The organism is Cruoricaptor ignavus, from assembly GCF_900141665.1.
Taxonomy (GTDB): domain Bacteria; phylum Bacteroidota; class Bacteroidia; order Flavobacteriales; family Weeksellaceae; genus Cruoricaptor; species Cruoricaptor ignavus.
On the sequence record NZ_FQYI01000010.1, the window covers coordinates 16,111 to 29,158 of the forward strand.

Genomic DNA, 13,048 nt, shown 5'->3' on the forward strand with positions numbered 1-13,048 from the left:
TCGGCGCTTTTTTATTTTACATTGATGAAAAAACTTGTTGTATTATCCGGAGCGGGAATATCGGCGGAAAGCGGGATCTCTACATTCCGGGATGCAAATGGCCTCTGGGAAAACCACCGCATAGAGGATGTGGCCTCCCCAGAAGGGTTTGCCCGGGATCCTGGGCTTGTGCTGAATTTTTACAATATACGGCGCAGGCAGCTGCACACTGTAAAGCCCAACGAGGCGCATTATATTTTAGCAGAGCTTGAAAGATTTTTTGATGTAAATATCATCACCCAGAATGTGGACGACCTGCACGAGCGCGCCGGCTCCTCCAATGTTCTGCACCTCCACGGTGAACTGCTAAAAGCCAGACCTGTAAACTCAGATACAATCATTCCGTGGGAAGGGGACATTCTTCCTGGCGATACGGATGCGGAGGGGAATCAGCTGCGGCCGCATATCGTTTGGTTCGGCGAGATGGTACCCGCGATGGAGGAGGCAGAACGCTTGGCTTCCGGCGCTGATATTTTCCTGGTCATCGGTACCTCTATGCAGGTGTATCCGGCGGCGGGCCTCATCCACTGCGTACCGCCAGGTTGTGAGATCTTTGTAATCGACCCTAATCTTGAGCACCAGTTTACAAGATTTGAAAACTGCTTCCGCTGCGGCGCCAGCCAGGGAATGCACCGTCTAAAAGAGCGTCTTTTATCTGAATTACAACTTTAAATCTTTGTTTAAAAGTTTATATTTGCAGAAAATTTTTCTTTAAAAATGAATGTAAAAAGCATTTGGGCAAGGCAGATAGTGGCAGCAATTACAGCGTTTGCCTTGTTGCTTTTTTCCTGTTCTAAAAAAAATGAGGCTCCAGTAGCGCAGACTGAGGCAACGGCTGACAGTATAATAATAGAAGAAGACACCATCCCGAAGCCAACCATTTACATCACTTTTGATGACGGGCCGAACGAGGGCACCAAAAACCTTTTGCGCGTTATCAACGAAGTTAATGTCCCGATGACAGCTTTCGTAATCGGTAAGAATATTTATGCTAACGAGCATCTGAACAGCCTGTACCGCCAGTTGGTAGACAACCCGTACATCGAGGTGGCCAACCACAGCTACACGCACGCCAACGGCCGGTACAAAAAGTTTTACCAAAATCCCGAAAATGTTCGCGCAGATTTCAACCGTACGCGGGACAGCATTCGCACGAATATAGACCTGGCAAGGATGCCGGGCAGAAACATCTGGCGATGCGGCGACCTGAAATTTACAGATTTAAAGGCTTCTGCCGCTGCGGGCGACCTGCTGCAGGATGCTGGCTACCGCGTGGTAGGCTGGGATATGGAATGGGGCGCCACGAAGAAGATGCACCTCGCGGGCAGCCACGAAAAAAAACTGGAAGAAGTGGAGCATTATTTCGAAACGGGCGGCGGCAAGCGCCCTGGTCACCTTATCCTTCTCTCCCACGACCAGTACCTTACGGATGAGGATTCCGTGAGGGAGCTTACAGCATTCATTACCAAGCTGAAGGAAAGTGGGAAGTACCGTTTCAAAAAATTATCAGAATACCCATTCAATACCGCCGATTACAAACCCCTTTCAAAGCCTCATGCAGACTCAGCAAAACTACAGACAACTCATCTCTGAAATTCCTGCAAATGTACAGCTGGTAGCAGTCTCCAAAACCCACCCTGCAGAGGCTGTGAGGGAGATTTACGATTTAGGGCACAGGGTGTTCGGTGAAAATAAGGTGCAGGAGCTCCTGGAGAAATACGAAATCCTGCCGAAAGACATCCGCTGGCATCTTATCGGCCATCTGCAGAGTAACAAGGTGAAATACATCGCGGATTTTATTGATGTAATCGAGAGTGTAGATTCGGAAAAGCTGCTTCTGGAAATTGATAAGCAGGCAGAAAAACACCAGCGGAAGATTAAAATTTTGCTGCAGGTCAAAATCGCGGAAGAGGATACAAAATTCGGCTTGCAGGCTGATGAAGCCAGGGAGCTTTTCCGCAAATGGAGCTCAGGAAATTATCCAAATGTGGAGATTATCGGCCTGATGGGGATGGCATCGTTTACGGAAGACGAAAATAAGGTACGCCGGGAATTTTCCGCATTAAAAAATTTATACAATGAATTTTCTGCGCAGGAAAACCTAAGCACCCTGTCCATGGGAATGAGCGGCGATTGGAAGATTGCCGTGGATTGCGGTTCCAACTCGGTGCGCATCGGTTCGTCGATTTTTGGAGAACGAATTTATAAAAATTAAACGCCGATATTCCGGGGAATGATTTTTGCTTAAACAATCAAAATCCTAAAATTATGCAGAAGATTTTGATTGTTGAAGATGAAAAAGCCATTTCCGGCGTACTCGAAAGCATCCTTTCGGATGAGCTTCCCGAATATGAATTTGATACCGCAGAGGATGGGCTGGAAGGTTTGAAAGCCATTGAGAAAAATGAATATGCCTTAGTAATTTCCGACATCAAAATGCCGAAACTCTCCGGCACAGAACTCCTCAGCCAGGCTCTGCAGATGAAGCCAGAAACTACTTTTATAATGATTTCCGGCCACGCAGATATTGATACGGCAGTCGGCAGCCTACGAGATGGCGCGTATGATTTCATCCAGAAGCCGATAGATATTAACCGACTGATCACCAGCGTTAAAAATGCAATTGACAAAGAAAAATTATCTAAGGAAAACCAGAAATTGCAAAGTGAAAACAGCACGCTGAAGAAAAAGGTAAGCAAAAAGTACCAAATGATCGGCGAAAGTGATGCACTGAAAAAAATCCACGAAATGGTGGACAAAGTTGCGCAATCCGATGCGCGCGTGCTCATTACCGGGCCAAACGGCGCCGGCAAAGAATTGGTGGCGCACGCGCTTCACGAAAAAAGCGAGCGCAGCAAAGGCCCGATGGTGGAGGTAAACTGTGCCGCGATTCCGTCAGAACTGATCGAATCTGAATTATTTGGACATGTAAAAGGATCGTTTACCGGAGCCATTAAAGATAAGCAGGGAAAATTTGAGCAGGCGAATAACGGTACCATATTCCTCGATGAAATTGGTGATATGAGCCTCATTGCCCAGGCGAAGGTGCTCCGCGCGCTTCAGGAAAACAAAGTTTCACCCGTCGGAAGCGATAAAGAAATAAAGGTGGATGTGCGGGTGCTCGCTGCTACCAACAAGAATATGCAGGAGGAAATCGCCGCCGGAAGGTTTCGGGAAGACCTTTACCACCGCCTTTCCGTGATTGAAATCTATGTACCCCCACTAGATGAGCGGAAAGAAGACATCAAATTACTGGTGGAGCACTTTGCAAAACTTATTGCTGATGAACACGGTACGGCATCGAAAAAATTTGATGATGCGGCAATATCGGCACTGGAGGAGTTCAGCTGGACAGGAAATATCCGCGAGCTGCGGAATGTGGTGGAGCGCCTGATAATCCTCGGCGGTACTACCGTTACAGCAGAGGATGTGGCGAGTTTTGTACGGAAATAGTTCTGTTTTAATAAGGAAGAAACGGGAAGTTTGCGGTATTTTTGCTGCAAACTTTTTTTATGCCTTTTTTGGAAAAAAACCTTTCCCGCCAAACTCTGAAACTTGCCCTCCCCGTGATGATAACACAACTCGGGCAGGTTTCCGTTCAGCTTTTTGACAACATCATTGTCGGAAACTTGCTGGGCTCCCAGGCACTGGCGTCCGTATCTCTGGGCAACGCAATTTTTATGATGATGTTCATCTTCGGGCTGGGTATTTCATTTGCTATCCCCCCCCTTGTTTCAGAGGCGCATTCTCAGAATAATGATGAGAGGATCAGCGCCGTGTTCCGTCACGGTTTTGTGCTAAATATGTCCGTAGGCGTACTGCTGATGATACTGATGCTCGCTGCCAGACCGCTGCTTTACCACCTAGATCAGCCGGAAGAAATCATCCCGGATACGGTACACTTTGTGAGCATTATGGCATTTAGCGTTTTGCCGTTTATGGCTTTCCAGACTTTGCGGGAAGTTTCGGAAGGCCTGGGCTACACCGTAGGCGTTACTAAGGCTACCATTGCTGCCAACTTGGTGAATATCGCGCTGAATTATATCTTCATCAAAGGGCTCTTCGGCTTTCCGCCGATGGGCGTGCGCGGCTCAGCATATGCCACCCTCCTCGCACGGATTTTTATGCTCGCTTTCCTGTTAATTGTAATGCTGAATCATACTTTAACAAGAAAATATCTCCGCGCATTCACCTTAAAAGCAGAAACTTTCCGAAGAAGTATGTTTTTAAATCTCTGGAAACTCGGTTTGCCTACCGCCCTTCAGATGTTTTTCGAAATCACAGCATTTTCCACCGCGGCATTTATCTGCGGGTTGGTTTCTGCCAAAGATATTGCGGCGCACCAGATTGCCCTTAGTATGGCATCTTTTACTTTTAACCTCTGCGTCGGCTTCAGCGTAGCCTCCACGATTATGGTGGGCAGGCGGTGGGGCGAGCGCAAGTACGAGGAACTCAGAGCTGTGGGCATCAATAATTTGAAAATGGCATTTATCTTTATGATGATCTGCGCGGCATTCTTCGTGCTGGCACGCGGCACTCTGCCAACATTTTTTACCAAACCCGACGATGTGGAGGTCATTGCCTTAGCCTCCCAGCTGCTTATTTTTGCGGCCCTTTTCCAGTTGTCCGACGGGATCCAGGTTACGGCTCTGGGGGCGCTGCGAGGCGTTCAGGATGTGCGGGTGCCCAGCCTCATCACTTTTGTGGCCTATTGGGTCATTACTTTGCCCTTGGGCTACTATCTTTGCGTGTCCCGAGGGATGGGCGCTACGGGGATGTGGATTGCCTTCGTGGCCGGCCTTACTTTTTCAGCGGTGACGCTCGTGTACAGATTTTTAAAACAAACCGGGCGGTTTTTAAAACTTTAATTTAAAACTAAAAATATTATGCAGGTAGATATCAGAAGGCTGAATCTCAGCGATTTTGATGAGTTGATCGAGGTAATGAAGAAATCCTACCCGGAGATGATGGACGATGTCTGGGAAAAGCGAAGCATACAGAAGCTGATCTCGATATTCCCGGATGGGCAGATCTGTGTGACGGTGGACGGGAAGGTGGCTGCGGCGTGCCTCTCCATCATCGTTCAGTACGAGCTATACGGCGACGATCATACTTATGCTGAAATTACCGGGAACTCCAGCTTCAATACCCATTACAACTCCGGCAATGTGCTGTACGGCATCGAGATGTTTGTAGATCCGGAATACCGCTCGCTGCGGCTGGGCAGGCGCCTCTACGATGCCCGCAAGGAGCTTTGTGAAAAACTGAACCTTCGGTCGATAATCGTGGGCGGGCGCATCCCAAACTATCACAAATACAGCGCGGAAATGTCGCCAAGGCAATACATCCACAATGTTCGCAAGCAGGAAATTTACGATCCTGTGCTTACTTTCCAGCTTTCCAATGGGTTTCAGCCCAAGCGAATTCTGAAAAATTATTTGCCGGGAGACAAGTTTTCCGGTGAAAATGCCGTTCTGCTGGAGTGGAGCAACATCTACTACAGCCGCAAGCCCAATACGATGCAGGACAGCGTAATCCGCCTCGGGCTGGTGCAGTGGCAGATGCGCCAGTTTAAAAATGTGGAGGAATTTTATGAACAGGTAGAGTTTTTCGTGGATGCGCTGGGCAGCTACAAATCGGATTTCGTGCTCTTCCCCGAATTTTTCAATACGCCTCTGCTCGCGCTTTTCAACCACCTCTCCGAGAGGGAAAGTATGCAGGAACTGGCAAAACTTACGGAGCAGATTAAGCAGAGAATCTCCGAAATGGCTATTGGCTACAATGTGAACATCATCTGCGGCAGCATGCCGTACGAGGAGGCCGGCGAGCTTTACAACATCAGCTACCTCCTGCACCGCGACGGCAAAATAGATGAGTACCGCAAAGTGCACATCACCCCGCACGAAAGGAATTACTACGGAATGAGGGGCGGCAATGAGATTAAAGTTTTCGATACGGACTGTGGGAAAATCGGTCTCGTAATCTGCTACGATGTAGAATTCCCGGAGCTTTCCCGCCTGCTGGCAGACCAGGGGATGAAGATACTCTTCGTGCCGTACCTCACCGATACGCAGAACGCCTATACCAGGGTGCGCCACTGTGCCGCGGCACGCGCGATAGAAAATGAGTGCTATGTAGCCATCTCCGGCTGCGTGGGCAACCTGCCGGGGGTGAAGAATATGGACATCCAGTATGGCCAGGCAGCGGTATTTACACCTTCGGATTTCGCTTTTCCATCCAACGCCATCAAAGGGGAAGCCACGCCGAATACGGAAATGACGCTGATTGTGGATGTGGACCTCAACTTGCTGAAGGAGCTACACCACTACGGATCCGTGCAGACGATGACTGACCGAAGGCGGGATCTCTACGAGATCTCGCTAAGAGAATAATAAAACGAATCCGCCGGCTGCGTTTCCGGCGGATTTTTTCATTAAAGTTTAAACTCAAGCTTAGCGTTAAAGAAACGACCCGTGAGCCGAACTGGCACGCCGTAGATTGAGCTACTCGTCACATCGCTCACCCATTGATTTGCCACGGTATTGTTGATGTTAAACGCGTTGAAAACCTGCACGCCAAGCGAAAGCTCTTTAAAATTTCCCCAGAAATTCCCAGAAGCTTTGAAATCTTTCTGGTCAATGAAAATTTTCGACAAACCGATATCCACCCTTTTGTAAGCCGGCAGGGTTTTCTGGTAACCATACGGCGCGTAAGGATTCGGCTGATTCGTTACCGGATCAATGCTGATAGGCGCACCGGTCGGGAGTCCGCTGCCGTAGGTCAGTGTAAGGTTTACACGCATACTTGGGAATACCGGCATATAATCCTGATAGAACATCGAGAAGCGGAAACGCTGGTCCGTAGGCCTTGGGATATTTCCCCTGTCGTCAATATTTTCGTAAGCCCTGGCATAACTTGCTGAAATCCAAGAATCTACACCAGGAACAAATTCACCGAAAAGCCGTGCATCAATTCCGTAGGCATAGCCTTTCGAATTATTTTCACCGAAATATCTGGTGCGAACATTGTCCACATAATACGGAATCAGCTTGTTCAGATTTTTGTAATAAGCCTCGGTCGTCAGCTTAAAAGGCCGCTGAAACATTGAGAATTCATAGTCATTACCCAGGATAATCTGCAGAGATTGCTGCGCCTTGATATTCGGATTGAAGCTGCCATCCAGCGCCTTGATTTCCTTGTAAAACGGCGCCTGATAATACAAACCGCCAGCAATCCGGAAGAGCATATCTGCATTCCAGTCCGGCTTTATCGCAAACTGAACCCTTGGGCTCACCAAGGTTTCGCCGTTGTAAGACCAATGCTGCGCACGAACGCCAGCATTGATGAACACGCGGTTTCTATCCCACATCATTTTCTTGGAAAACTGCGCATAGCCGGAAATTCTGCTTGGTGAGATGTCGTTTTGCCCGCTGATTAAATAGCGCAGCTTCAGATCACCATCGTTTATGGGGAAAGGATTATCCATATCTCTTTGTGATGTATATCCCAGATAATCAATCAGTTGCCATTCATTTGTAAGGTCTTCGATTTTCTCCTTCTCGAATTTTACACCCACTTCAAAATCCGTGTTTACATTTGGTGAAAACCGTGTTCTTAGCTGGCTTCCGAAGGTGCGGATGAAGAGGTCGTTTCTTGCGTGGTCAATCTGTCCGCCGGCATCATACGAAGGCAAGGGTTCGCCGGAAACAGGGTCGAAAGTTTGCAGCATATAGCCGGAAGCTAGGCTGTAATACTCTCTCTCGCGATTTTGATAGGCAAAATTATCAAGCGTTACGCGCCAATTTCTATTCGGCTTAAAGTTCACGCTCAGCGTTCCCATCATATTTTTGTAGCGGTCGTCCTCCCTACCGTTGTAGAAAACCGTCAAACGAATGGGCTGAAGTGCCGTTCCAAAATCGATGTCCTTTTGCTTCGGCACCATCTCATAATCATTCTTCGAGTAAAAACCGAGGAAAGAAATATCCAGTTTTGGATGCGCCGCATAATTCAGGTAAGATTGCACATCGATGTAAGTAGGGTTGAAATCCGTATCCTCATTCAGCGTGTTCAGCACAAGGTTTGTATTCCTGTATCTTCCTGAAACTAAGGCTGTTAGCTTTTTATCCTTCGTTGCAAAACCACCAGTCAATCTTCCGCCAATCAAACTTGCTTCGCCAGAAAGTTCCATTTTCTCTGGCTGGCGATAGTAAATGTTCAGCGCGGATGACATTTTGTCACCATACCTCGCCTCAAAACCTCCCGCCGAAAAATTCACCACCGAAACCATATCAGGATTAATGATGCTCATCCCTTCCTGCATCGAATTCCGAATCAAAAACGGCCGGTAGATTTCAATGTCATTGATGTAAATCAAATTCTCGTCGTAGTTTCCGCCACGCACCATATATTGCGAGGAAAGCTCCGTGTTGGAATTTACGGAAGGCAGCGTTTTCAGCACGCCCTCTATTCCGCCCGCAGCAGAAACCACTTGCTGTGCGGCCTTTGTGGAAATACTCTGGTTGGTAAGGTCGGTATTTTTCGGCCTGCCCTTTTTCTGGAAAACAATTTCCTCTATCTGATTTTCCTTCTGCACTTCCTGCGCCAAAGCGAAAAGCGGCGCCAAAGCTGAAACGAATAAAATGAGCTTTTTCAATGCTTGAAATTTAAGTTTTGCAAATTACTAATTTTCCAGAATTGCCTGCCTGATTCTTATTAATTTTTCAAGCAGATTTTCCAGCTGATGCAGCGGCAGCATATTGGCACCGTCCGATTTTGCGCAGCTTGGCTCAGGGTGCGTTTCCAGGAAAATGCCGTCCACACCTGCTGCTATGCCAGCCTTTGCGATGGTCTCTATCAGCTCCGGTTTTCCGCCCGTAATGCCGGTATTTTGGTTGGGCTGCTGCAGAGAATGCGTGGCATCCAGAATGACCGGCGCAAACTTCTGCATCGTGGGAATTCCGCGGAAATCCACGATTAAATCGGTGTAGCCGAAGGAATTGCCGCGCTCAATTATCGCCACTTTTTCATTGCCGGAATCCCGAACTTTCTGCACAGCAAACTGCATACTTTCCGGCGAGAGAAACTGCCCTTTCTTTATGGTGACGGCCTTTCCCGTTTTTGCAGCGGCAACCAGCAGATCCGTTTGGCGCGCCAAAAATGCGGGAATCTGCAGCACATCTACAAACTGCGCCGCCAATTCTGCGTGATGATTTTCATGAATATCCGTAGTTACAGGAATCTGAAAAGTCTGCCCTATTTTTTGCAAAATCTTCAAAGCCTTCTCATCGCCAATGCCGGTGAAGGAATCCACCCTGGATCTGTTCGCTTTTTTGAAGCTGCCTTTGAAGATGTAAGGAATTTCATATTTCTCGGAAAGCCGCACGATTTCTTCCGCAATCTTCATCGATAAAGCTTCATCTTCAATTGCGCAAGGCCCAGCAATCAGAAAAAAATTGCGGGAATTTTTATGGCGGATATTTTCTAAATGCTGAATCATAAATGAAAATTATTGCGTGGCACGGATTACGCGGTTGGTGATTTGCTCCAGTTTTTCATTGGCATAAGTGGAATCGTAGTCGTTCATCACCTCGAAAATATATTGGTAAAACGGCGTAATTTTCTGTACTTTTTCGGATTCCCGATAGGCTTTGTCCCTGCCCATCATCTCCAGGTCTTTTATAAATGCATTAAACCTTTTGTCCACTGGCTCTATGGAGCTCACCAGATAGGCGTAAGCCTTGTCTCGCTGTCCGAGTTTTTCATAAGCGTCCGACACTGCGGAAACTACAAGCGAATATTCAAAAGGTTTCAGCCGCATCTGCCTGGCTGCAAATCTTTGATTTTGAGGATCAAGAGATGCGTAATAGTCGTATTCTTTGAAGATGCCCTTCTTCAAATCTTCGGCTAGTTTCAGGCCTTTCGCTTCCTGTCCGGAAATGATGTAGCCGTAAACTATCTGACTCAGGGAGCGCGGGTCGTTAAATTTATCCGAAGGGATTTCCTTTGCCGCAAGGTCCAGGATCTGCGCCGCACGCTGTGTTTCTCCTTTCAGCGCCAAAGCCTCTGCAGCGCGTGCCGCGGAGGCGCGGTAGCTAATGATGTTAGAGGTGCTGGTTTCATCGAAATGCACGGACCTGTCTTTAAAATTCCCCCATCGGAAATTCTTCACCGTACGGTAAAGATCCTCTGCATCTACCCTGCCCAGATCGCCGTTTTTATTTTCCGCTGTTCTGATCGGTACTAGGCGGTAGCTAAAGCCGTCAAACTGCAGATAATCATTAAGGTAGAATGTATTATCCTCGCTGTAGATGCCGCCTGAGGAAAAACTGATCGGGCGCCTCCAGTCAAAATTGGCGAGGATATCCAAAAGCATCAAATCATTTTTAAACATCGTTTGCTTGCCATAGTCAATCACGATTTGGTCGAGCGCTTCTGGTAGATCTGCCGCGGTGATGATGCCTGCCTTTACTGCATTTTGCTTATTTACCGGCAAAATAAATTTTGAAACGGGGAGGATGTTGAACCTGTCATATTTCTCTTCGCCGAAGAGCATTTTCAGGAGTTGGTCTTTATCCTCTGATTTTGTTTTAAGGAACTGTACTGCCTCCTTCACGGTCATAGAATCCTGCGTTGCAAACTTCCGAAAGCTGGCAAATGCGGTCTGCGGCATACCCTGGGCATTCATATTTTCGAAGAGCCCCTGCCAGGATTCTTTGTCCATCACATAAATCTGGTCATTGCTGCCGTCTCGGTAGTCTTCGTGTACTAGGCTGCTCGGCACGGCATCGGCGTTGTAGGTTTTCCTCCTTACCTGGTCGATGTTCCACGGTGTGGAAAGCAGCGTGAAATTCACGACCTTCACATCATCCCGAAATCTTTCCGTTTCCTGAATTGCCCAAACGGGATAAGTATCATTATCCCCGTAAACAAACAGGATGTCATTTTTTGGCAATGATTTTAAAACAGAGTAAGCATAATCGTAGGCTGTGTATCTTTTGCTCCTGTCGTGCGGGTTGTAGTTCTGGAAGCCCATCATAAACGGAATACCCAGTAGTAGCGCGGAAACAGCGATGGTAGCAGCGTTTTTCTTCACTTTATTTTGGGTAAACCAAAGAATCGCAGCAGCCCCCAACCCAATCCAGATGGCAAAGGCGTAGAAAGAGCCCACCATTGCATAATCTCTCTCCCTTGGCTCAAAAGGTTTCACGCTGGTGTAAAAGATGATGCCCACACTCGTTAAAATGAAGAGTGACAAAATGGCATACCACCTTAGGAAATCTCTATTAGCCTGAAAGAAAAAGCCAATCAAGCCCAGCAGCAAAGGCAGGAAGAAGAATTTCACGGTGGAGGCATTCCGGAATTTCGCCGGCATATTATCCTGCTTTCCGTACAATGCATTATCGATGAATGGTATGCCGGAAATCCAGTTGCCCTTCGTGTTTTCCATATTGCCTTCCAGGTCGTTTTGCCTCCCTACGAAATTCCACATCAGGTAGCGCACGAAGTAGTAGGAATTCTGGAAGGAGAAGAAATAATCCAGGTTTTGCGCTAAGCTGGGGCGCTGTACATTTATCAGGTCGTAGGGCTTCACATTGAGATAATCTTCCACCTTTATAGTGCCGTCTTCATACTTCGCCCGCAGCTCATCGTACATCTGTTTTGCCTCCGGGCTGTCGGCATATTCCCCGTTGAAGTTGAACTCGAAATCCGGCGCTCCGTACATGGAAATGTAGTTCGCCATCACGGATTTATCCTCGTTGTACATCCTCGGCAGGAAGCTGGTGTGGTTTTTATTGTAAACATAGTTAAATCGATCGCCCACTACTCTGTAGCTGCCAGTTTTTTCATCTTTTTCGTAAATGTCGCCGGTTTTCGTCTGCCTGTAGCTTCCATCCTCGTTGCGCTCGATGCCCTTGGCATCCAGGTAAGCGGTGTAATTTTGCCCGTAAATCGTTGGCCAGTCGCCGTATTGTTCACGGTTGTAATAATCCAGCATCCCGATGGCGGTATCAGGATTATTCAGGTTCATCGGTGGGTTGGCATTCGCACGAATCGGGATTACCAGCCAACACGAAAAACCGATGAGCATAAAAACTACCGACAGAACCACGGTCTGGTAAAGCCCCCTGCCGGATTTCCGCGTCCATTTTATCAGGAAAAAGCAAAGCAGCCCGAGAAGCAAGAATGCGAGCACCGTGCCGGAGTGGAACGGCAGCCCCAGCCCGTTCACCGCGAAGATTTCCAGCCTGCCGAAAAGCGTCATTATCACAGGGAAAATACCCTTGAAAACGATGGCGAGAATCGCAAGTGTGATGAGATTTGCAATAAGGAAACTCCTCCAGCTGAACTCGTATCTTTTGGCATAATACAGCAGGCAGATTGCCGGGATGGAAAGCATACACATCATATGCACCCCCACGGAAAGCCCTGTGACAAAGAATATCAGGATCAGCCAGCGCTCGTTGCCAGGCCTATCGCTCTCGCTTTCCCATTTCGTGATGAGCCAAATCATCAGCGCTATGAAAAGCGACGCCATTGAATACACCTCGCCTTCCACTGCAGAATACCAGAAGGTATCGGAAAAAGTGAAGCACAGCGCGCCTATTACCCCGGCGAGCAGTATCCAGAAATCATTTTTGGTGCTGATTTCATCAGCGTTTTTATTAAATAAAACTCTCGCCAGGTGAGTAACCGTCCAAAAGAGAAACAAAATGGTAAACGCGCTGAAAAGTGCCGACATCGCGTTGATGACCACCGAGTAATCAGCACCGTTCCCAAATGCAAACATACCCGCCACAGCGCCTACCAGCTGAAACAGCGCAGCACCGGGAGCGTGCGTTACCTGCAGCTTCACGGCAGAAGAAATGTACTCCCCGCAATCCCAGAAACTGAAATTTGGTTCAATTGTTGAGAGATAAGTTACGAATGCAATGGCAAATACTGCCCAGCCAAGTGCCGTATTCCAGCGTTTATAAGTCCAGTTCTTCATAAAAAAATAAGAATGTTGCGA

Annotated in this window: 9 protein-coding genes; 6 read left to right on the forward strand and 3 right to left on the reverse strand. The window is 47.8% G+C overall.

The genetic code is table 11. The annotated features are described in order from the left end of the window. The first annotated feature begins 24 nt into the window (after positions 1-24). The 6 genes from BUB43_RS09435 to BUB43_RS09460 are packed head-to-tail and all read left to right on the forward strand — an operon-like array spanning position 25 to position 6,431. Positions 25-711 carry an SIR2 family NAD-dependent protein deacylase gene (locus BUB43_RS09435; protein WP_073180524.1) on the forward strand — a complete coding sequence of 229 codons (687 nt, stop codon included), beginning with the start codon at positions 25-27 and terminating at the stop codon, positions 709-711. A gap of 45 nt (positions 712-756) precedes the next feature. Next, positions 757-1,632, forward strand: coding sequence for a polysaccharide deacetylase family protein (locus BUB43_RS09440; RefSeq protein ID WP_073180526.1), 876 nt, complete (start codon positions 757-759; stop codon positions 1,630-1,632). After that, positions 1,595-2,254, forward strand: coding sequence for a YggS family pyridoxal phosphate-dependent enzyme (locus tag BUB43_RS09445; protein ID WP_073180528.1), 660 nt, complete (start codon positions 1,595-1,597; stop codon positions 2,252-2,254). Before BUB43_RS09440 ends, BUB43_RS09445 begins: the two co-directional genes overlap by 38 nt. Positions 2,255-2,307: 53 nt before the next feature. Continuing rightward, positions 2,308-3,492 (forward strand): sigma-54-dependent transcriptional regulator, encoded by a 1,185-nt coding sequence (locus tag BUB43_RS09450; RefSeq protein ID WP_073180530.1) that lies wholly within the window; start codon positions 2,308-2,310, stop codon positions 3,490-3,492. Positions 3,493-3,551: 59 nt separating this feature from the next. Continuing rightward, positions 3,552-4,907 (forward strand): MATE family efflux transporter, encoded by a 1,356-nt coding sequence (locus BUB43_RS09455; RefSeq protein ID WP_073180532.1) that lies wholly within the window; start codon positions 3,552-3,554, stop codon positions 4,905-4,907. A gap of 18 nt (positions 4,908-4,925) precedes the next feature. Beyond that, entirely contained in the window at positions 4,926-6,431 is a 1,506-nt protein-coding gene (locus BUB43_RS09460; RefSeq protein WP_073180534.1) for a bifunctional GNAT family N-acetyltransferase/carbon-nitrogen hydrolase family protein, read from the forward strand. A gap of 41 nt (positions 6,432-6,472) precedes the next feature. Here BUB43_RS09460 and BUB43_RS09465 read toward each other — a convergent pair whose 3' ends face one another. Genes BUB43_RS09465 through BUB43_RS09475 form a run of 3 tightly spaced genes read right to left on the reverse strand, consistent with a single transcriptional unit; the run spans position 6,473 to position 13,027 of the window. Beyond that, positions 6,473-8,692 carry a TonB-dependent receptor plug domain-containing protein gene (locus BUB43_RS09465; protein WP_073180536.1) on the reverse strand — a complete coding sequence of 740 codons (2,220 nt, stop codon included), beginning with the start codon at positions 8,690-8,692 and terminating at the stop codon, positions 6,473-6,475. Positions 8,693-8,719: 27 nt separating this feature from the next. Beyond that, positions 8,720-9,535: a 3-deoxy-8-phosphooctulonate synthase gene (gene kdsA / locus BUB43_RS09470; protein WP_073180538.1), complete on the reverse strand. Its 816-nt coding sequence runs from the start codon at positions 9,533-9,535 to the stop codon at positions 8,720-8,722. Between the two features lie 9 nt (positions 9,536-9,544). Continuing rightward, positions 9,545-13,027 carry a glycosyltransferase family 117 protein gene (locus tag BUB43_RS09475; RefSeq protein ID WP_073180540.1) on the reverse strand — a complete coding sequence of 1,161 codons (3,483 nt, stop codon included), beginning with the start codon at positions 13,025-13,027 and terminating at the stop codon, positions 9,545-9,547. Positions 13,028-13,048: the final 21 nt, after the last annotated feature.